The 22,293-nt window shown below is 59.5% G+C and carries 15 protein-coding genes; 5 read left to right on the forward strand and 10 right to left on the reverse strand.

Annotation, left to right across the window (positions count from 1 at the left end):
- Positions 1-105: 105 nt before the first annotated feature.
- Positions 106-771 (reverse strand): PEP-CTERM sorting domain-containing protein, encoded by a 666-nt coding sequence (locus BM254_RS00215; protein WP_091997320.1) that lies wholly within the window; start codon positions 769-771, stop codon positions 106-108.
- A 443-nt stretch (positions 772-1,214) separates the two neighbouring features.
- Between BM254_RS00215 and aupA the strand changes: the two genes are divergently transcribed.
- The 4 genes from aupA (at position 1,215) to BM254_RS00235 (ending at position 8,832) form a co-directional block, all read left to right on the forward strand.
- A complete protein-coding gene (gene aupA, locus BM254_RS00220; RefSeq protein WP_091997322.1) occupies positions 1,215-2,552 on the forward strand; it encodes an alkane uptake protein AupA in 1,338 nt (445 codons plus the stop codon).
- A 14-nt stretch (positions 2,553-2,566) separates the two neighbouring features.
- Complete coding sequence (locus BM254_RS00225; RefSeq protein ID WP_091997324.1) at positions 2,567-5,914, forward strand: Ig-like domain-containing domain; 3,348 nt, start codon at positions 2,567-2,569, stop codon at positions 5,912-5,914.
- A gap of 147 nt (positions 5,915-6,061) precedes the next feature.
- Positions 6,062-8,356: a molybdopterin-dependent oxidoreductase gene (locus BM254_RS00230; RefSeq protein ID WP_091997326.1), complete on the forward strand. Its 2,295-nt coding sequence runs from the start codon at positions 6,062-6,064 to the stop codon at positions 8,354-8,356.
- 17 nt (positions 8,357-8,373) lie between these two features.
- The gene (locus BM254_RS00235) at positions 8,374-8,832 is read left to right on the forward strand and encodes a DUF2489 domain-containing protein (protein WP_091997328.1); all 459 of its coding nucleotides are present in this window, start codon (positions 8,374-8,376) and stop codon (positions 8,830-8,832) included.
- Between the two features lie 304 nt (positions 8,833-9,136).
- On the opposite strand, the gene BM254_RS00240 is transcribed toward BM254_RS00235, so the two are convergent.
- The 3 genes from BM254_RS00240 to BM254_RS00250 are packed head-to-tail and all read right to left on the reverse strand — an operon-like array spanning position 9,137 to position 13,574.
- On the reverse strand, positions 9,137-10,516 hold the full coding sequence (locus BM254_RS00240; protein ID WP_091997330.1) for an aminoacyl-tRNA deacylase and HDOD domain-containing protein: 1,380 nt from the start codon (positions 10,514-10,516) through the stop codon (positions 9,137-9,139).
- Positions 10,517-10,531: 15 nt separating this feature from the next.
- A complete protein-coding gene (recG, locus tag BM254_RS00245; RefSeq protein WP_091997331.1) occupies positions 10,532-12,607 on the reverse strand; it encodes an ATP-dependent DNA helicase RecG in 2,076 nt (691 codons plus the stop codon).
- 7 nt (positions 12,608-12,614) lie between these two features.
- Complete coding sequence (locus BM254_RS00250; protein WP_091997333.1) at positions 12,615-13,574, reverse strand: hydrogen peroxide-inducible genes activator; 960 nt, start codon at positions 13,572-13,574, stop codon at positions 12,615-12,617.
- Between the two features lie 76 nt (positions 13,575-13,650).
- On the opposite strand from BM254_RS00250, the gene BM254_RS00255 reads away from it, so the two are divergent.
- Positions 13,651-14,520, forward strand: coding sequence for an NAD-dependent epimerase/dehydratase family protein (locus tag BM254_RS00255; protein ID WP_091997335.1), 870 nt, complete (start codon positions 13,651-13,653; stop codon positions 14,518-14,520).
- On the opposite strand, the gene BM254_RS00260 is transcribed toward BM254_RS00255, so the two are convergent.
- From BM254_RS00260 to BM254_RS00285, 6 genes are all read right to left on the reverse strand, one after another.
- Positions 14,513-14,899, reverse strand: coding sequence for a RidA family protein (locus BM254_RS00260; protein ID WP_091997337.1), 387 nt, complete (start codon positions 14,897-14,899; stop codon positions 14,513-14,515). The two genes, BM254_RS00255 and BM254_RS00260, sit on opposite strands and share 8 nt — an antisense overlap.
- Before the next feature lie 80 nt (positions 14,900-14,979).
- Entirely contained in the window at positions 14,980-17,118 is a 2,139-nt protein-coding gene (locus BM254_RS00265) for a RelA/SpoT family protein (protein WP_091999065.1), read from the reverse strand.
- A 162-nt stretch (positions 17,119-17,280) separates the two neighbouring features.
- A complete protein-coding gene (rpoZ, locus tag BM254_RS00270) occupies positions 17,281-17,493 on the reverse strand; it encodes a DNA-directed RNA polymerase subunit omega (protein ID WP_091997338.1) in 213 nt (70 codons plus the stop codon).
- Positions 17,494-17,580: 87 nt separating this feature from the next.
- On the reverse strand, positions 17,581-18,213 hold the full coding sequence (gmk, locus tag BM254_RS00275) for a guanylate kinase (protein ID WP_091997339.1): 633 nt from the start codon (positions 18,211-18,213) through the stop codon (positions 17,581-17,583).
- A gap of 274 nt (positions 18,214-18,487) precedes the next feature.
- Entirely contained in the window at positions 18,488-21,232 is a 2,745-nt protein-coding gene (locus tag BM254_RS00280; protein ID WP_091997341.1) for a cation-translocating P-type ATPase, read from the reverse strand.
- Between the two features lie 29 nt (positions 21,233-21,261).
- Entirely contained in the window at positions 21,262-22,128 is an 867-nt protein-coding gene (locus BM254_RS00285; protein ID WP_091999068.1) for a YicC/YloC family endoribonuclease, read from the reverse strand.
- Positions 22,129-22,293 lie beyond the last annotated feature (165 nt).

The raw sequence follows: 22,293 nt of genomic DNA on the forward strand, positions 1-22,293 counted from the left end.
AAGTGTTCCCCAAGGAGCTGTCAATTTATCTGACACTAAAAAGCCCGCTGCGATCAACGCAGCGGGCTTTCTCTATTTTACCTTTCCTATCTACTTATCTGACGGTCAGCTGGCTTTAACTCTACGAATTGCTAAAGCGAGAAGGCCTAAGCCAAGCAGTCCAAGTGTTCCTGGCTCAGGCACGGGTACTGTTGGAGTGCTACTATAGGATTTGTCGCTGGCATTACAACTATCTACGTCGTCAGGAAGGAGATCGTCTCCCGAGCACAAAGTTAATGAGCGTACAGCAACTAGACCGAAATCACTCAAGCCTAACTCGAAGTCAGAGGTGCTCCAACTGAACGTTTGTTGTAAATCAGAGCCCCCCGTATCTCCCAAGCGAAAGACCAGTTCCCACAGCCCATTGGGGTCTTCAGGGTCAGGAACAGCGTCTCCGCTGATATTACAACCTGGTCCGCAATCTATAGATGAAGTGTTGGTAGCGTATAGTTCGACACCACCTGAATCTTGCAGCAAATCTGCATCTCCGACAGTGTTATTCCCAAGATCAATGAAAAGGCCGAGAGGGTCGGCATTCCATGGATCAACGGTCAGATCGTAATTAAAACGCCCGCCAACTTCATCATGCTCTACGGTAAAGATGTAGTTACCAACGGCTCCGTCATCCGGTAGCCACGTATCATAGGTAATCATCCCTGCCTGAGCCGAACCGGCACCTGCCAGGCATCCGGCAGCAAGCAGCGATGACAAGAACCTTCCTTTGAATTTCATATTACTTCCCTCCGTTGTACGACATGCAATTCCGGTAGAGGCATCAATCCCTCAACCATTCAGAACTGCACAGCCACTTTACTCTTCACATGCGTAGCAAGCGGCGAGCCAACATGGAAAAAGACATATTTTCCAATCGGTTATTCATTCAAAGAAAAATCTTTCCTGTAGAGATAGTAAAATTTTTCGACATTGCATCACGCAGACTCACATTCCGTGACAATTGAAGATTTCACAATCGGCCAAACACTGGTAAGAGCTTGTAGTGGCGGCAATTTTACGCCCTCCAAGCATATACGTGGTTCTACAGACAATGATCTGTGTCAAAAAAGCCAAAGTCCCGAAAAGACAAGCCACATACACTGCAACCCTGAACCAACGTGGCGCCACCTTCAGGAAGCACCGGCGCACGGACAAAAACAACGAGATAACGGAGTGTATCAATGGTAACCACCCCCCGGTTTTCAGTACGGGCCATGTCCCTTGCAGTTGCTGCGGTTTCCGCAGGTGTTTCATTGTCCGCCACTGCCAGCATGGGCAACCTCGGCACCACCTACGGTGTAATGCCGGTTGACGTTGCCACCGCCCAGTCCCTGTCGATGTTCAACGATCAGGTATCCGCCACCTACTACAACCCGGCGTACCTGACCAAGGACACTCGCGGCGAACTGACCGCAGGTATTCTGCACGCAGAACAGGAGCTGCGTTCAGCCAACCCCAACGCAGACGGCGACGTGCTCTCCAACTCCCCGAGCCAGCATGTGCTGATCGGCATGAAGACGAACCTGGGCTCCCTGACCCGCTTTGATCATCCGATCTATCTCGGTTTCATTGCCGGCGTGGAGAAGTACGGCAAGGAAATGCTCGCGTTCAGCTCTGAAACCACCGAGACCGGCCAGTTTCTCCAGTACGGCAAGGAGCCACTGTTCCTGAATATCGGCGGCGCCACACCAATCTGGCGCGGTATCTCGGCCGGGGCATCGGTTCGGGTGACCCTGGATGCGACTGCCAACCTGGATGCCGTCTCCACCCTCGGTGGCGAGACCAGCCGGGAGCGGCTGTCGGTCAACGCCGAGCCGGCGATGAAGACCATTCTGGGCACCAGCATCGACCTGGGCAGCACCTTCTGCCCGGAGAGCGACTGCTTCCTGGATGGCTGGGAATCCGCGCTCATCTACCGGACCAAGTCCTCTGCCTCGACCACCATTGATTCAAACATCATCGTCACCCAGACCATTCCGGAGCCAGGCCTGAGCCTTGCGGTTTCTACAATCGATTCCTTCCAACCGGAAACCTTCGGTATCGGCACCCAGTACCAGGGCGAGAACTGGCGCATCGGTGGCAGCATCGAGCAGCAGAACTGGTCGGAACTGGCAGATGAATTTGCCGCCGACAGCATCAAGGACCAGGGCTCCGTGACAGCGGCCAGCCGGATCGAGTTTGACGACATTCTGATTCCCCGTATCGGCGGCGAGTATCAGCTCAACAAGAACTTCGCCCTGCGTGGCGGGGTCGCCTATGAGGAGTCCCCCCTCAAATCCACCCGAAACCCCGAGATCAACTACCTCGACACCGACAAGATCGTGATTGGCCTCGGCGTCAGCGCCACCTACGACCGCACCCGTCTACTGGCCTACCCCGTGCGGCTGGACCTGGGCTACCAGTACCAGCAGCTGCAGGAGCGTGACTTCACCCTGGTGGATTACGACGGCAACGAGACTGACGTGACCGCCGATGGCGATGTCCACGTGGTCAGCGGTTCCATCACCCTGAAGTTCTGAGGAGAGGATCAGCCATGAAGTACAACAAGACACTGGCACTCGTCCCCGCCATTCTGCTGGCTGCCTGTGGGGGTGAGGAGCAGGCGATGAAACCAACCACCACTCCCGGATCCATGGTGTACTCCTACCCCATGGATGGCCAGAAGTCGGTTAGCCCGAAAACCGATCTGGTACTGCGCTTCTCTCATGCGGTCACCGATGGAACTGACGATCTTGCCAGCAAGATCAAACTGACCTCCGGGGAGACGGAGATCCCAGTTTCCGTAGAAATGATCGATGGCGGGAAAAGCCTGAAACTGGTCATCGACGGTGAGTTACCGGCAGGAGCGCCCTACTCTGTCAGCTTCAGTGAGCCCCTCGGTGCCGAAGGCGGGCGTTCCATATCAACGCCTAATGCCGTCGGCGAACCCGGCATCCAGTTCGACACCCGCGGGTCCTTCTCCGGTATCGCGGATCTGGCCAACACATCCGGTCAGTTTGACGTAGCCTGGCAGGTGCCAGCCAAAGGCAGCCCGTTCCAGGCCATGAACTTCTCCACCTTTCGCCTGACAATGACACAGCCGGTTCATCCGGACTGGAAGGCCCTTGGGGGCACTATCGAATTGCTTGATCCGGAAGGGCAAGCTGTACCGGCAACGGTTCTGGTAAAAGGCAACCGGATCACGGTTGACCCATGCGTCACCGATGATCCCCTCGAATGCGGCGGCAAGCAGGACATCCTGGAAAGCGATCAGACTTACACGTTGAAGCTTGAGAACCTTGCCAGCCTGACCAACGGACCCGAGGGAGAGCGTTTCAGCAATGAATTCACGTTCACACCCCGGGATACCGGACCAACCGTGGTGCTGCAGCAGAGCGCCATTGACTCCGGTCTGGCAGCCGGCCTGGATGAAGACAACGCGATCAAGTCGGTCCTGAACGGCCAGCCCATCAATGGCGTCACCCTGAACTCGGTACTGCAGGGCACTGCCGGCCCATCCCAGCAAACCGGCGACCTGTTTGCCGAACTCGCCTATGCGCCATCCTTTGAGGCGGATGAGGCCTTACCGCTGCGAATTGCCAAGGGTAGCGTGCTGAAGAGCACCAGTCTGGATGTGCTCGTGGGCGGCAAGGTGCCAGTACTGGACGCAGCCACGGGGCAGCTTCAGACCACCGGCGACATCAAGGTCACCATGATATCGGATGCCAGCGGCTATATGAGCCCCAATCCGTACACCGATGACCTGAACGCACCCCGTCATATCACTCTGTTCATGGATGTATCCATGAACACGGATGAAGCACAACCGAACGCGTCTTTGTCACAGGACCTGATGGGCGTTGAATTGCGTGGCATCGCAATGGTCGAGAATGGTGTGCTGACGATTGATGCCATCGGCATGGTCGAGCCTAACCTGCTCGGGCAGGAATATACTGACTCCACCATCGCGTTCCACCTCGAAGCCGCAACAGATGTTGATTCGGTACTCGACGCCGAGGCGCTCCGTGAGCTGGACAGCACACCACCCCAACTGGTCAGCTGGATGCCGGGACCGGATGATGCCATTCCAGAAACCCGTCAGTCCATGCAGCGCCCGGGGGATCCGGTGATTCTGTTCTTTGATGAGCCAATATCCGAGGAAAGTCTGACACATGGCCTTGTGGTTACTGGGGAGGGCAACCCATTGACGATTGCCGACGGCACACTTGAAGCGTATGTCGATGGAACCGCAGTCGTAGCAAACCCTGTTGGAGGACTCAAGCACGGAGTTCAGTACACAATCAGTGCTAGTGGATTGACTGATATGGCTGGCAATCCTGCTTCAGCTGAGGGCTTGCAATTTACACTCGAACGGACCACTTCAAACGAAACTGTAGTCGAGCAGCGCCCCCCTCTGGCACTTACGACTTACCCTGGCTTCCCCTGTGAAACAGACTTCACACGGATGAATCTGCCCGAAGGAGCTCTGGGGGAGTGCTACTCCATCAAGGAGCCGGGGCACAACAAAAGCAGTGCCCGTCTTGAGGTAGACCTTCTTCCCGTCAGCTCCATGCCTGCTGACCGGCCTATTACTGTGGTTTTTTCTCAGTCAATGGATCCCGAATCGATCCGACTGGGAAAGGACGGCACATTCCTAGTAGAGAAAGTGACGGTTAACCCTGAAACCGGCAAGCCGAATGAAACTGAGATCGGCAGTGGCGAAATCGTTGATGGCCGCCTCGAATTTAACAATCAACGAATCCGTTTCTTCCCGAACAGCCCCTGGGAGCCAGGCGAGTTCTATCGCTACACCATGCGATCCATGGAAGACGATGTACCCAGTACCTGCACCCTGGATACACCGACTTCCGTGTGTGGCATTAACCAGCTCGCATTGAAGACCGATATCCTCGAGGGGCTGGACGACGGTGGTGGTGCCAATGGGGCCGATGATCTAACCATCTATTTCGAAGGTACGGAGAAGCTGGAAACCGTATTCACTCCACTTCGGAATTTCCCGGTGCGTGATACCAATTCGAACTTCCTGATTGACTGCGATGCAACCGACTGTCTCGAGCCCTTCGAAACGGCTCATACCGTCGGAAATGACATTGATGGATGGGAGCCCGGCGCGAACTCAACCAAACTCGCTGTCATCGGTGGAAGTGCCACGGTAACGCTCTTTGAGACTCCCATTGGAGGTCTTCCAGGGGGCGAATCCCTCGCTGAAGTCGGTTGTGAGGCTACGGAGAACAGCGACTGTCCAAGAAACAAATTCATCTACCAAACATACGCTTTGAACACGGAAGTTGTAGGACCGGGCACTTACGATCCAACTCCGGAAAAACCCAACAATGGCGATGACCTCGAGGGCATACTTGTTGATCTCTATCCAACGCTGCTGACCACGACTTCAATCAGTGTCTGGACAAACGTCTTTGGATTGATGCAGGAAGAATCCATAACTAATACCCAGATTCTCAGAATGCGCTATGCCAAAGATGATCCTTCATGCACACAAGACTGCGCACGTAATCAACTCATCCCTGGCGTAATCACTGAAGGGGACGAAGGACAGCCAGTTTTTGTGACTTCGGCAGATCTGTTGATCGATGCTCCCGATATGGAAATTCCTCTGGGAGGAACTCACGACCTGTACGGACGTCCCTTCACCTTGAAATTGGAAGGCAACGTTACGTTCTTTGATGACGGCCGCATGCAGGTTGAACAAAGAAACGTCAATCGGGTTGGTGGCGACAACGAATTGCTTGTTACCGCTGATGCTCTTGGACTGCCAGGTCTGGGCTTGGCAACCATCAGGCTGCCACTCGAAATTCCGGTTGGCGGCACGTACCTCAATTTCATTTCCAACCCGGTAAAAGAAATTCCAGCCCAGCAATAACCTCAGATGTCTCCGCTTCAGGCCAGTCTACGGACTGGCCTTTTTTATGCCCTTGTCCCCTCCTGACTTTTCCCCTCCCCCGCCAAACCTGATAATCTGGTTGCACAACGAAACCTGCTGCCAGAACAATAATTCCCGGGAGATTCCATGGACAACGGTACTCACTACCGCACCTGCCACCTTTGCGAAGCCATGTGCGGCGTTGCCATCGAGGTGAAGGACGGCCACATTGCTTCCATCAAGGGTGATGACAACGATCCCCTGAGCAAGGGCCATATCTGCCCAAAAGCCGTTGCCTTGCAGGATCTCCATGAGGACCCGGAGCGGCTGCGCCAGCCCATGCGCAAGACCGCGAGCGGCTGGCAGAAGATCGGGTGGGATGAGGCATTCGACCTGGTCGCCCGGCGCCTGCATCAGACCCGCAAGGAGTATGGACGCAACAGCATCGGGGTCTACCTGGGCAATCCCAACGTCCATAATCATGGGTCGCTGGTGGCGACCATGCCGTTCCTGCGCGCCATTGGGAGCCAGAACCGGTTTTCCGCCACGTCCAATGACCAGCTGCCCCACATGCTGGCCAGCCTGGAGATGTTCGGGCACCAGATCCTGTTCCCCATTCCCGATATCGACAACACCGACCTGTTCATCTGTATCGGCGCCAATCCCATGGCCTCCAATGGCAGCCTGATGACAGTGCCCGATGTGCGGGGCCGGCTGAAGGCCCTGAAACAGCGCGGTGGCAAGCTGGTGGTGATCGACCCCCGGCGCACGGAAACCGCGAAGCTGGCCGATGAGTTCCACTTCATCCGACCGGGCAACGATGCCCTGCTGCTGATGGCCATGGTGAACACCCTGTTCGAGGAGAATCTGGTGGATCCGGGCCCCGCGGAGCGTCTGGTCAAGGATCTGGAGTTGCTGCAACTGGCTGCCGTTCCCTACACACCGGAAGCGGTGAGCGGCCACACGGGCATCGAAGCCGAGACGATCCGTGACCTGGCCCGCCAACTCGCCTCTACCCGCAAGGCCGCCCTGTATTCGAGGATGGGCACCAGCACCCAGGCCTTCGGTGGCCTCGCCACTTGGCTCGCCTATTGCCTGAATATCCTGACCGGAAAGCTGGACACGGTGGGCGGAGTCCTGTTCACCCAGCCGGCCATCGATCTGGTGGCGCTGGGAGCCATGAGTGGCCAGAACGGGCATTTCGACAAGCGCCGCAGCCGGGTCCGCGACCTTCCCGAATTTGCCGGTGAATACCCCGCCAGCACCATGGCGGACGAAATCCTCACACCGGGCGACGGGCAGATCCGGGCCTTTGTGACGGTGGCCGGCAATCCGGTGCTGTCCAGCCCCAATGGTCGACGGCTCGAGCAGGCGTTCGAAAAGCTCGATTTCATGGTCTCGGTGGACTATTACCTGAACGAAACCACCCGCCATGCCGATGTCATCCTGCCGCCCACCGCCGCGCTGGAGCGCAGTCATTACGACCTGATCTTCAGCATGTTTGCGGTGCGCAATTACGCCAAATACAGCGAGGCCCTGTTCGAGCCCCGGGAGGATGCGAAGCACGACTGGCAGATTCTCCTGGAACTGGCCCACCGTCTGGAGCAGCAGCGCAAGGGCGGCCGGTTGCCCTTGCGATCGGAACTGGGCTGGCGCGCGTTCAAGCAGATCGGCCCGGACCCGATCCTGGATCTGCTGCTGCGCTCCGGTCCCTATGGCGCCGATACCGGTCCGGCCAGGAAGCTCCTCCAGCCTGCCGTTGATCTGGTGATGGATATTCTGCCCGAGCGACATCCGCTGCGGGGTCTGGCGCGGTTGAGTCCGGTTAACCGTCAGTGGAATGCCCTGCCCAAGGGCCTCTCCCTCTCGGCACTTCGGGACAACCCCCATGGCGTGGATCTCGGTCCGCTCCAGCCATCCCTGCCGGACCGGCTGTTCACCCGGGATGGACTCATCCACCTTGCGCCCCGGCGTTACCTGCGGGATCTCGGCCGCCTTCACAAGCACCTGGTGTCCGAGCCGGATGACCAGCTATGCCTGATCGGTCGCCGGCACGTGCGCAGCAACAACTCCTGGATGCACAACAGCCGCCGGCTGGTCAAAGGCAAGGATCGTTGCACACTGATGCTGCACCCGGATGATGCCGAACGCTTGGGCCTTGCGGGCGGGGAATCTGCCGAGGTCCAGGGCGCCGGTGAGGCCATCGTGCTGCCGGTGGAGATTACCCCGGACATCATGCCGGGAGTGGCGTCCATGCCCCATGGCTGGGGCCATGACCGTCAGGGCACCGGGCTCTCGGTGGCAAGCGCCCATGCCGGCGCATCGATCAATGATGTGCTGGAGGACAACCAGATAGACCAGTTGTCCGGAACTTCCGTATTGAATGGCCAGTCAGTAACTGTCAGAGTCTGGCGTTCCGGAAAGCAACGCCATTCCGCCTGATCGAGAAAGGAGATGTCATGCCCCTCTGGCTGCAGTGGACCCTGATAGTTGCCGGCCTGGTTGCCATAGCCTGTTTGCTCTGGTTTATCCGCAAGCAGACCAAGCTGCTCGCCGAGGGACGCAAACGCCAGCAGAAAGCCGAGGCGTTCCAGGCAAAACGCCGTGAGGACATGATCGGCAGTATCCGGGTGATCGCCATGGCCGTTGAGGAGGACCAGATCGAGTACTCCGAGGCCTGCCTGCGTATCAAGGGCCTGCTGGACCACGTGGCTCCGCATTTGCTGGAGGAGGCCCCGTTCCGGGTTTTCCGGACCGTCCACGAGAAACTGGAACACATGCCCACGCATCGGGCCCGGCAGGCGACCGAAACCCGGTTCGTCGAAAAAATGGATAAAGAGCGCTTCGAAGTCGAAGAGGCCCATGCCGACGAAATCCGCCGGGCGGCAACCGCGATCCGTCACCATCAGTTCGACTAGTCAGTCAGACCTTCAACTGGTCCGACCTCATTTTTGTAACAGTTTGTAACGGGGAAAGCGGATAATCCGAAAGTTTAGCAAAGCAAATCAATAGCTTCGAAAAACCCGTTAAACTGACACAACACTCACTCCTTTCCCCCTCCCACCTGTTGACTTTTCTTTTTGCCTTCCTGATCTAAATTAAAGACAGGGTGGTGCCAGCATCTGCGGCGGTAACGCCCTACGTTGTTTTCTCCTGATAAGTTAGGACGACTCTGCAAAAAGCGGGTGAGCTTGCCGGCCATTGGGCCGGCTTTTTTTGTGGTCAAAGGCCGGGCGGTGGTGTATCGGAGTTCCCGGTCACGGCAAGAATACTGTCCTTACCCTTCAACAGCTCCTGGAACTGTTTGATAACACGATCCGGTTGCAGGCCCAGCTCGTCGTAGAAAGCCTCGGGAATCTCCTCGGCTGCTCTGCCGGTAACCCCCAATGCTGCCAGCTGCTGTTGGCAAAGCCAGAGCAGTTTCGGGTAAACCTGGTGTGGCCCCTGGTAGGAGGGATCGTTCTGGTGTCGGATCGCCAGGATAACCTCCTCCGGCATCCCCCAGCTCTCCATCAACCGGGCCGCGACATCATTCCGGCTGATGCCCAACAGGTAATACTCGATCACCGAAGGATTGAAGTGGGGATTCACTTCCTGGGCCCGGGAGACCAGTCGGTGATGGGGCGGAAAAATCTGGGCCAGCGCCAGTTCTCCGAAGTTGTGAAGCAGGCCGGCCAGATAGGCCAGGCCAAAGGTGGGGCGTGTGCCACGGGGCATCATGCTGGCCAGGACGCCGGCTGACTGTGCCTGCCAGAGTGCCCGCCGCCAATAGCCGGTGTAATTCTCGGGGCCATCGGTGGACTGCTTGAGCCCCCGCCCCATGGACAGGCCCATGGCCAGGTTCATGACCAGGTCAAACCCCAGTACCCGGGAAACCGCGTCGTGGACTGACCGGACATGGCCGGCCGCACCATAGAACGAGGAGGAAGCCCAGCTGACCACCTGGGCCGCCAGGCTGGGGTCACTCTCGACAACATCCACCAGGTCGCCCATCACGGCATTGGGGTCTACCCGAATGTGCACGATACGCTGGGCCGTTTCCGGCATCGGGGGCAACTCGAGGGTATCCTCCAGGCGCTGCTGGATTCTCAGGGCAGTAAACTTCTTGATGCTGGAGTGGAACTGCTCCGCGCCACCAGTGGATTTTTTTCCGGGCGCGGGAATCAGGGCAGGATCGACGGCAAAGGAACAGTGCCAGGCTGCTTCCGCCAGGGGCCGGAAGTCACTGGCCGCCATCACAATGGCCAGGTTATCGCCGGCCAGCTCCAGTACAACGGTCTCCAGGTCCCGGACCCGGAAATCCACGACGGTCGGAAGCTCAGTCAGGGAGGGCAACGCCGGCAGCTCGGAAAGCCCGGTCCGCTCCATAATGCGCCGCTGTTCCGGAAGCTCCATAAGCCGGAAGTCGCGACCAAGCTGCTGGTTAAGCTGCTCGAGGTCGATCAGATCATGCTTGCGACAGATGACCTGCAGGCTGCCCTGTTCATCACTGAGCAAAAGCATCCGCAATGCCGATAGCGAATCGGCCTGACGGACAGTCGTCAGTGACACGCGTTGGGCAGAATCTCCGAGAGCCTGCCGCACCGCGAGGGGTAGTTCCATAAAGATCTCCCTGGTTCAGACGTCGCCATAACGGGTTCGTTCGCCGAGCCAGCGGCGAATCAATCCATTAACAACGTCAGCGTGCTTCATCAGCGACGGAGCCATTTCCCTGACCGGTTCAATCCAGCCCTTGTCCCTTTCAAAGTCGGCGAGCCGGAATTGCATCATGCCCGTTTGTCGCGTGCCGAGGACCTCTCCGGGGCCCCGGATTTCAAGATCCTTCTCTGCAATCACGAAACCATCCTGGCTGTCCCGCAGCGCCTGCAGCCGTGCCTTGCCATTGGACGACAGCGGCGGGTGGTAGAGCAACACACAAAAACTGGCCTGTTCACCACGCCCGACCCGGCCCCGTAGCTGGTGCAGCTGGGCCAGGCCGAGGCGTTCGGGGTTCTCGATGATGATGAGAGAGGCATTGGGCACATCCACCCCCACTTCAATCACCGTGGTGGCCACCAGCAGATCCAGCTCACCGGTCTTGAAGCGCTCCATCACCTCGGCTTTCTCCCGGGCTTTCAGCCGGCCGTGAACCAGGCCGACCTGCAATCCCGGCAGGCGCTCGGAAAGTTCCTGCGCCGTCACTTCCGCCGCCTGGCATTGCAGCGCTTCGGATTCCTCAATCAGGGTGCAGACCCAGTAGGCCTGGCGGCCATCCCGGCAGGCGCTCCGTACCCGCTCAATCACATCATCGCGCCGGCTGTCGGAAATCACAATAGTTTCAATGGGTTTGCGCCCAGGGGGCAATTCGTCAATCACCGAGGTATCAAGGTCCGCATAGGCACTCATGGCCAGGGTACGGGGAATCGGGGTTGCCGTCATGATCAGCTGGTGGGGCGCGAGAGAACCGCCGACACCCTTTTCCCTCAGCGCCAGACGCTGGTGAACACCGAACCGGTGCTGCTCGTCCACGATCACCAGTGCCAGCCGGTCGAACCGGACGTCTTCCTGGAAAAGCGCATGGGTACCTATCACAACCGGGGCTTCCCCAGAGCTCACGGCATCAAGCGCTTCCTGCCTGGCCTTGCCCTTGACCTTCCCGGAAAGCCAGGCCAGCCGGATACCCAAAGGCTCCAGCCAGCCGCGGAAATTCTGGTAGTGCTGCTCGGCCAGTATCTCGGTGGGTGCCATCAACGCCACCTGGGCGCCGGCACCGATCGCCTGCAGGGCCGCCAGGGCCGCCACTACCGTTTTCCCGGAGCCGACGTCACCCTGGACCAGCCTGAGCATCGGAATGGGCTGACTCAGGTCCTGGCGAATATCACTGACAACATGCTTTTGCGCCCCGGTCAGGGCAAACGGAAGACTATCGAGAAAGCGTTCGGCAAGATCCCCGGTTGGCAGAAGCGGCAATGCCTCCCGCGTCTGGATCTGTTCGCGCACCTGCAGAAGGCTGAGCTGGTGCGCCAGCAATTCTTCCATCACCAGGCGCTGTTGCGCCGGATGCTTGCCCTCCATCAGCAGATGGACAGGTGCGTTAGCCGGTGGTGCGTGGACCAGCCTCACCGCCTCGGTGATGCCCGGTAACTGGTAATCCGCCAGCAGCCCTGCTGGCAGCCAGTCCCGGATGGGGAAGCGGTCCAGGTAGGTCAGCGCCTGCTGACAGAGATTTCTCACCCTGGGCTGCTGGATGCCCTCCGTAAGCGGATACACCGGAGTCAGGGTTGCCTGGCCTTCCGGTGGCATGGGCGGAGGATTCACCTGGTATTCCGGATGATAGAACTCGTAGCCGGCCCGGCCCGGCCTGACTTCCCCGAAGCAGCGCACCCGGGCACCTTCGGCCAGCTGGTTCTTCTGGGCGGCGTTGAAGTGGAAAAAACGCATGACCAGGAAGCCACTGCTATCCCTGAGCGTCACCTGAAGGCTTCGGCGCCGGCCCATGACCAGGTCCGCCTTCATCACTTCGCCTTCCACCACCGCCACATCGCCGATTCGGAGGTTGCCCATGGGGATCACCCGGGTCCGATCCTCATAGCGGTGAGGCAGGTGGAACAGCAGGTCCTGCAGCGATTCTATGCCCAGCTTGGCGAGCTTTTCAGCCAGGGCGCTTCCAACGCCCTTTAGCTGAGTGACGGGGATGTCGTCCAGTGCCGTCATGTGGGGCTCAGGCGGATTCGGCGACGGCCGGATTATCCGTTTTCGCTTTCTCCACCACCCGGCACTGACTGGCCGCGAGGGACAGCACATCAATGGCCTTGGGCCTCGGGAAGGTTACCCGCCAGGCCAGGGCCACTGTCCGGAATGGCACCGGAGGGGCAAAGGGCCGGACGGCGAGTATGTCTTCGTGATACTGCATGGCCGTCGCTGCGGAGAGGGGCAACACGGTAACCCCGAGCCCGGAGGCCACCATGTGGCGAATGGTTTCCAGGGAACTGCCCTCGGTCACCAGCGAGGGGGAGCCATTGTCTACCCGCTTGGTAATCGCCTCCACCATGGGCGGGCAGGATTCCAGCACCTGGTCCCGGAAACAATGTCCCGGCCCCAACAGCAACAACTGTTCCTTTGCCAGCTCCTCGGCGGTGAGCTGCTCCTTTTTGGCCAGCGGGTGGCCGGCCGGGAGCAGCACCACGAAAGGCTCGTCATACAGCGGCAGGGTCAGCACTTCCGGCTCTTCGAACGGCAGCGCAATGATGATCGCATCCAGCTCCGACTGCCGCAGCTTCTGGCGCAGGTTGGCGGTGTAGTTTTCCTCGATATACAGCGGCATGTCCGGTGCCGCCCTGCGCAACTCCGGTAACAGATGCGGGAACAGGTAGGGGCCGATGGTGTAAATGGCACCGACCTTCAGCGGTGAACTCAGCTGGTTTTTGCCGTCCTGGGCCATGTCCTTGATGACATTCACCTGGTCCAGGACCCGCTGGGCCTGCTCGATGATGCGCTGACCGGTTTCTGTCACGCGGATACTGCTTTTGCTCCGCTCGAACAGGGGGATACCCAGCTCGTCCTCGAGCTTCTTGACAGCGACACTGAGCGTCGGCTGGCTGACATGACATCGCTCGGCAGCCCGGCCAAAATGCCTTTCGCGGGCGAGGGTAACGACGTATCGTAACTCGGTAAGAGTCATGGTGAGCTCCGGTCAGATAGGTACGGGTCGAAGTTTCACTTATTTATGAGGTCAAGCATAAGGATTGAAATTGTCTATGGCAATCACTGAAAACGGGCATCTGCCACGGATCCTGGTCGCCGGCTGCGGGAAACTCGGTGGCAGTATTGCCAGTGCCTTGCTAGAGAATGCCGAGGTGTTCGGCCTGCGCCGGGACGCAAGCAAGGTGCCCGAAGGGGTAACCGGCATCAGCGCCGATCTGACCCGCCCGGAAACACTGGCGGGCGCCCTTCCCGCCCGGCTGGACGTGGTGATCTATTGCCTCACCCCCTCCAGCTATGACGAGGAAGGCTACCGCAATGCCTATGTCACCGGGCTGGCCAACCTGCTTGACGCGATCGGGAACCATCCGCTGAAACGCCTGATCTTCGTCAGCAGCACCAGCGTGTACGCCCAGGACGATGACGGCTGGGTGGATGAAACCAGCGAGACCGCCCCGGCAAAATTCAGTGGCCAGCAGATCATCGCCGGCGAACAAACCGCGCTCGAGAGTATCCACCCCGCGACCATCGTGCGCTTCAGCGGCATCTACGGGCCCAGCCGTCAGCGCTTCCTCGAGGAAGTCATGGAGGGGCGTATGAATCCCCAGTCGCCAGCGCCGTTCAGCAACCGGATCCACGAAGTGGATGCGGCACGGGTCGTCGTTCATCTGGTGGATCGGGCCCTGGCGGGAGAGACACTGGGACCGGTGTACATCGCGAGTGATTGCGAGCCCGTGAGACTGGACGAAGTGGTCGACTGGGTGAGGCAGCAGATTGCCTGCAAACCGCCTCAGGCGGATGCCCGCAAGGGAGGCCGGGCCGGGAGCAAGCGATGCAGTAACAGGAGGTTGTTGGAGAGCGGGTTTACATTCCGGTACCCCGACTTTCGGGCGGGGTACCGGGAGATGATCGACAGCCTCAGCTGAGTACCATCACCGCTTCCATCTCGACAGGGACGCCCTTCGGCAGTGCTGCTACGCCAACGGCGGCACGGGCCGGATACGGCTCCTGGAAGTAAGTCGCCATGATCTCGTTGACGGTGGCGAAATTGGCCAGATCCGTCATGTAGATATTGAGCTTGACGATATCCTTGAGCTCACCGCCGGCAGCCTCACAGACAGCCTTGAGGTTCTCGAATACCTGACGGGTCTTGGCGGAGAAATCCCCCGGAACCACTTCCATGGTTTCCGGATCCAGCGGAATCTGACCGGAAAGGTAGACTGTGTCCCCTGCCTTGACCGCCTGCGAATAGGTGCCGATCGCCTGGGGAGCATTTTCGGTCTGGATTACGGATTTGTTGGTCATGATCTCAGAATTCCTCTCTTCCAAAACGCCAATGCTCGCCGCTGATGGCCGCAACTGTCAACCGGCCTTTGGTCGAGATCCTAGTGACGAACACGGTTGATGTGCGTCACTGCGCGGATGTTGCGAATCCGGCGCATCACCCGTGCCAGGTGGCGGCGGCCATTGACGTGCACCACCAGGCTGACGATGCCGAACTTGGCATTCTGGTCTTCCACGCTGATGCGTTCGATGTTGCCATCAGCCATGGCCACCGCATTGGCCAGCTCCGCGATGACGCCCCGCTGGCGCTCCAGCTCCACCCGGAGTTCGACCGAAAATTCATCGGTAATATCCTTGGCCCACTTGAGGTGAGTGAGGCGCGCCCTGCCCTCGTCGTCTTCCGGCAGGCGGGAACAGGTGTCGGAGTGAATCACCATGCCATTGCCGGAATCCATCACACCAACCACCGGATCCCCCGGGATCGGCTTGCAGCAGCTGGCGAACTTCACCAGCAACCCTTCGGTACCGCGAATGGTGACCGGGCTTCGATCCGCCGGCCGCCCGGCTTCAACCGTGGCAGCCTCTGTACCTTCGGCACCATTGACCAGCTGTCGCGCCACCAGGTAGGCCATACGGTTTCCGAGGCCGATGTCACTGACCAGATCATCAAAACTGTTCACCTGGTTATGATTGACCACTGCCTGCTTCTGGCCGTCGCTGATGTCGGCGAGTTTGGTGCCAAAGCCCTTGAGTGACTTCTTCAACAGGGTGCGACCAAGTTCCAGGGATTCCGCCCGTTTCTGGGTCTTGAGGACATGGCGAATGCTGCTGCGAGCCTTTCCGGTGACCACGAAGCTGAGCCAGGCGGGGTTCGGCCGCGCTCCCGGGGCGGTAATGATCTCCACCGTCTGCCCACTTTGCAGCGGCTGGCTCAGGGAACCGAGATTACGGTTGATCCGGCAGGCCACTGCCGCATTACCGATGTCGGTATGGATGGCGTAGGCAAAGTCCACCGGTGTGGCGCCGCTGGGCAGTTCCATGATCCGGCCTTTGGGGGTGAACACGTAGATTTCGTCGGGGAACAGGTCCACCTTCACGTGCTCGATGAATTCCAGAGAATCATCGGCACGCTCACGCATCTCCATCAACCCTTTCACCCAGCGGTCGACCCTGGCCTGGTTGACGCTGGTGACATTGGACGGCTCGTTCTTGTACATCCAGTGGGCCGCAATACCGTTGTTGGCGATGTGCTCCATCTCCTCGGTGCGGATCTGGATCTCGATGTTCACATGCATGCCGAACAGGGTGGTGTGCAGGGACTGGTAGCCATTGGCCTTGGGCATGGCAATGTAGTCCTTGAAACGGCCCGGCAGCGGCTTGTACAGACTGTGCACCGCGCCAAGGATGCGGTAGCAGTCATCCTCGGTGTCGGTGATGATCCGGAAAGCGTACACATCCATGATTTCATGGAAGGATTTGTGTTTGAACTTCATCTTGTTGTAGATGCTGTTCAGGTGCTTCTCCCGGCCGAGGATGCGGCCGGGCAATCCCCTTTCCTCCAGCTTTTCCTGCAGCCTGCCGCGAATCTCCTCGATGATTTCCCGGTGGCTGCCCCGCAGCTTGTTCACCGCCTTGGAGATATATTTGGCGCGCATCGGATACAGGGATGAGAAGCCCAGATCCTCAAGCTCGGTACAGATGGAGTGCATACCCAGGCGATTGGCAATCGGGGCATAGATATCGAGGGTTTCGGTGGCAATGCGCTGGCGTTTTTCGTAGGGCATGGGCCCGAGGGTGCGCATGTTGTGCAGCCGGTCCGCCAGCTTCACCAGAATCACGCGGATGTCCCGGGCCATGGCCAGGGTCATCTTCTGGAAGTTCTCGGCCTGGGCTTCGGCCCGGGAGCGGAATTCGATCTGGGTCAGCTTGCTGACGCCATCCACCAGCTCCGCCACGTCCTCGCCGAACTGCTCGGCCAGGGCGTCCTTGGGAATACCGGTGTCTTCAATGACATCGTGGAGCATGGCCGCCATCAGGCTCTGATGGTCCAGCTTCAGCTCGGCGAGGATGCGGGCAACCGCGAGGGGATGGGTAATGTAGCGGTCCCCGCTTTTGCGCATCTGCCCTTCGTGAGCCTGTTCGGCGTAATAGTAGGCCCTTCGCACCTGATTGATGCGATTGGTATCCAGGTAGGTACTGAGCTCCTGGGCAAGACCTTCAACCGTAGGCTCTGCCGACACCGCGCCTCCACACTTTTCGAATTTCAGGGACAAAAAAACCCGAATGCACGCATCCGGGTCCTTCCTGGTCCTTCCAGCAACGTTCTATAGATACACTATAAAACCGCGGGGACAGATTTCAATGGTTCTCACTTGCGCATAGGTAAATATCCTGCGCAGAGATCAATCCTCGTCTTCTTCTTTCAGAAGATCTCGGGTCACCTTGCCCTCGGCAATCTCGCGCAGCGCGATGACCGTCGGCTTATCGTTCTCTTCCGGAACCATCGGCTCAAAGCCCTTGGTCGCAATCTGGCGGGCACGCTTGGTAGCCAGCATCACCAACTGGAAGCGGTTATCAACGTTTTCCAGACAATCTTCAACGGTAACTCGTGCCATAACTTCCCCGACAAATAAAAATGACTGTTTCAGCAGACCGCGTAGTTTACTGCTACCGGCTCAATTTGTATACAGGAAAACCGCGTATCAGGCCTTGCCAGACAGCCCGGCCAGGAGATCCCTGTGCCTGACCTGCTGGACCTGCATGCGCAGGCGCTGGCTGCGGACAATCGCCAGCAGATCCGCCAGTGCCACCTGGAAATCGTCATTCACCACCAGGTAATCGAACTCCAGCGCGTGGGAGCATTCTTCGGTCGCTTCCCTGAGTCGGCGTTCGACGACGTCCGGGGCGTCAGTGCCGCGTCCGGTCAGGCGCTCCCGCAGCACCTCGGCGGAAGGAGGGACGATGAAGATGCTGACGCATTCGGGAATGAGCCGGCGCACCTGCTCGGCCCCCTGCCAGTCGATCTCCAGAATCACGTCCTCGCCCCGGGCCAGGGTCTCACGGACCCAGACCTGGGAGGTACCGTAGTAGTTGCCAAAGACGTCGGCATGCTCCAGGAAATCCCCCCGGGCGATCATGGCCTCGAACTCATCCCGGCTGACGAAGTGGTAGTTCACCCCGTCCTGCTCCCCTTCCCGCATGGGGCGGGTGGTGTGGGAGATCGACACGCCGAGCTTCGCATCATTCTTCAGCATTTCTGCCACAAGGCTGGTCTTGCCCGCACCCGAGGGGGCAGAAATCACAAACAGGGTGCCCTGCTCACCGGCCTGACTCATGATTGAAAACTCCCGAACGTCGATGTGTTGCTCGCCCCTGGGGCTGGAAAAGCGGGTGATTATACGTGAAAGCCGCAGGGTCGGCGAATGTGGGGGAATATGCAAGACGGGGTCAGATGAAGGATTTCATCAGACCCCATTGCAAGTCGCCACCCCGAGGCCAGTCTTTACTCAGGGGTCTGATGAACACTTTCATCTGACCCCATTCCAGACCATCGCCCCGGAGCCAGACCCCAGTCCAGGAGTCTCAAGCCCAGGGGTCTGATGAAGACCTTCATCTGACCCCATCTTCAACCTGCTCCCCACCGCCATTCTGTCGCCACAGCCATTTCTCCACCAGGATAATCAGGAACCCCGCAAACGCCACACCGGCAGACATCAGCCAATCAGCCGGGTCCAGCGGCCGGGTATGGAAAAGCAGGTTGAGGGGCTCGAGATAGACAAAGGCCAGCTGTAGCACCAGGGTCACCCCAATGCCGAGATACACCCAGAGATTGCTGAACAAGCCGATCCGCCAGAATGTCTGGGTGAGAGAGCGGCAGTTCAGCAAGTACAGCATCTGGAACAGGATGATGGTCGTTACCGCCATGGTCTGGGCCTTGCCCCGGGCGAGCTCAACCGCAGCCCCTTCGGAAAGATCGGCGGTGTACTCCAGCAGGAACAGCCCGGCCGCCCCACCGGTCATCAGGGCCCCGACCAGAAAGGTGCGAACCACCAGGAACCGGCTCAGCAAAGGCTCCTTTGGCGGCCTCGGCGGTCGCTTCATCAAGCCCGGCTCCCGGGCCTCCAGGGCCAGTGGCAACGCCAGCGCAATGGCAACGACCAGGTTCACCCAGAGAATCTGCACCGGCTCGATCGGCATCAGAAGATGACCGTCGGTGACGGGGAAGAAGAGGACCGCGACCAGGATGATCATTGCCTGCCCCAGACTTGTGGGCAGCACGAACGCGAGGGACTTCGAAAGGTTGTCGTAGACCCTCCGCCCTTCCTCCACCGCAGCGCTGATAGAAGCGAAATTATCATCCGCCAGCACAATGTCGCTGGCCTCCCGGGCAACCGCCGTGCCGTTGATACCCATGGCGACCCCGATCTCTGCCCGCTTCAGTGCCGGCGCATCATTGACACCGTCACCGGTCATGGCGACAACCTGCCCCCCGGCCTGGAGAGCCTTGACCAGCCGCAGCTTGTGCTCGGGTGCCACACGGGCAAAAACGTTGGTGGAGTGCACCAGTTCAAGCAGCTCGGCATCGGTTGCCGCCTCGATCTGCACGCCCGTCACCACCTGCGCACCCTCGCCGCCGGTCTCCAGCAAACCGATACTCTGGCCGATGGCCCGGGCAGTCTCCGCATGATCGCCGGTGACCATCTTGACCACAACGCCGGCCTGCTGACAGGTCCTGACGGCATGAATGGCTTCATCGCGGGGTGGATCCGACATGCCAACCAGGCCAAGAAAACAAAGCTCGTCCTGCCAGCCGGAGGACTCCAGCTCCACCTTGCCCGCCAACGGTTTTGCCATGGCAACAGCCAGCACGCGCATGCCCCGTGCAGCCAACGTTTCCACGGCTTCGTGCACAAGCTCCACCGCCATTGGTCGGCCTCCGGCGAATCCCTTGCACATCCCGGCGATCACCTCCGGCGCGCCCTTCACACACACCATGTCGGCACCGTCGCCGGAGTCATTTAGGGTCGCCATGAACTGGCTCTCCGAACTGAACGGGATCTCGTCCTTCCGGGGGAAAGCCGCCCGCGTCGAGTCTTCGTCCAGCTCCGCCTTACCGGCAGCGACCACCAGAGCGCCCTCGGTCGGGTCGCCAACGATTCGCCAGCGCCCGTCCTTGCACTCCAGCTCCGCGTCGTTGCAAAGCAAACCTGCCAGCAACAAGTCGTGAACCTGCTCCGGCATCGGGGACAATGTCTGGTCTCCGGCCCGTAACTCGCCTTCTGGCGCGTATCCGATACCGGTTACCTCCACTTCGAGATCCGGCGTCCACAACGCCTCGACGGTCATTTCATTGCGCGTCAGGGTGCCGGTCTTGTCGGTACAGATGACAGTGGTACTGCCCAGGGTTTCAACAGCGGGGAGGTGGCGGACGATGGCACGGCGACGCGCCATACGCTGTACGCCGATGGCCGAGGCGATGGTGATAACGGCAGGGAGACCCTCGGGAATCGAGGCAACGGCAAGCGTGATGGCGGCCAGCGCACTGTCGAGCAGCGAGTTGTCCCGCCACATCCCGACAAGAAAGATAAGAATCGCGACCACGAGGATCGCCAGGGAAATAACCCTGACCAGGCTGGCGAGCCGCCGGGTCAGCGGGGTCTGCAGATCTTCGGTTTCACTCAGCAGCCGGGAGATACGCCCCAGCTCGCTGCTCGCGCCAGTGGCGACCACCACAGCGTCCGCGGTGCCGGCAGTGACCAGGGTCCCACCAAAAGCCATGGAATGACGATCACCAATCACCGCGTCATCCGCCACCGGCTCTTCCTGCTTGGCCACCGGAAGCGATTCCCCGGTCAGCGCTGCCTCATCCACCTGCAGTCCATTGACCTCAAGCAGCCGGACATCGGCGGCCACCTGGTCTCCCGCCTGCAGCAACAGCACATCCCCCGGCACCACCGTATGGGCGGGAACCGATTTAGCGTCGCCGTTGCGCAGCACCGTGGCATTCTGGGGCACCATCCGGCTCAATGCTTCGATGGCCTTGGTGGCGCGCATCTCCTGGACAAAGCCGATGGTGGTGTTAAGCACAACGACGGCGAGCACCACAAAACTGTCCGTCACCTTGCCAATCAGGATGGCAAGCACCGCCGCGGCGAGCAGCACGTAGACGATCGGATCGGCCAGCTGATGCAGAAGAATCCTGTACCAGGATCGACGACCGTTTCGCTCAATGCGATTGGGCCCGCTGTCTTTCAGCCGACGCCGGGCCTCTGATGCCGAAAGACCCTGGGCCCTGGTACCCAGACGATCGAGGACTTCCTTGGAAGTGCGAGCATGCCAGTGAAAATCGTCCATGGGTCCGGGTATCCGCCTCGGGTCATCCCTTACTCGATGTTCTGCACCTGTTCCCGCATCTGCTCGATCAGCACCTTGAGGTCCACGGCTGCCCGGGTGACATCGGCATCGATACTTTTGCTGCTCAGGGTATTGGCTTCCCGATTCAGCTCCTGCATCAGAAAATCCAGGCGCCGGCCAATCGCGTCATCCCGCTTCAGGGTATCGGAAACCTCGCCGATATGAGCATCCAGGCGATCCAGCTCTTCGGCCACATCGCTTTTCTGGGCCAGCATCACCATTTCCTGGGCGATCCGGTCAGGATCCAGCTCGACATTGGCCTTCTCGAACCGCTCCCGCAGGTTACGCTCCTGGGCTTCGAGCAATTCCGGCATGCGGGCGCGAACATCCGCCACCAGCTTGCCCATGGTCTCCAGCCGGTCCTCAAACAAGGGGCGCAGGCGCTCGCCTTCCCGCTCACGAACAGTAACCAGCTCGGCCACGGTATCGGCAAACAGCTCCGCCGCCGCTTCCCTAGCCGCACTGTAGTCCTGCTCCGGCACCGACAGCACACCGGGCCAGCGAAGAATGTCGAGAGCGCTGATGTGGGCCGGGTTATCCAGCATCCGGTTGATATGGTTGGCAGCGTCATTCACCGCTTTCGCCATCTCGTCACTGATTTCAAAGCTCTGGACGGTGTTCTCGGCGGACTGAAGCCGCATGGAGATGTCCACCTTGCCCCGCTTCAGGCCCTTGCGCAGCTCCTCCCGGAACTTGTTTTCCAGTTCCCGGAACGCCTCCGGCAACCGGAACGACGGCTCCAGGTAACGATGGTTCACGGTGCGGATCTCGCAGGTCAGGGTGCCCCAGTCTCCACGGGCATCCTTCCGGGCAAAGGCAGTCATACTCCGGATCATATCGGCTCCAATCATCATGTTTGGCAGTCACCGGAGTTTAACAGGCTCTTGACAGTTGCGGCGAACCCGACCAAAGAGGCAGGGACGATCCACCTGTGTTATCCGGTGAGCGTGTTATACTCGCTGTCCTTTCATTACCCCCGCCCGGACCCGAGTCCGGACATT

Origin of the sequence: Marinobacter pelagius, from assembly GCF_900114925.1 — a bacterium.
Classification (GTDB): Bacteria; Pseudomonadota; Gammaproteobacteria; order Pseudomonadales; family Oleiphilaceae; genus Marinobacter; species Marinobacter pelagius.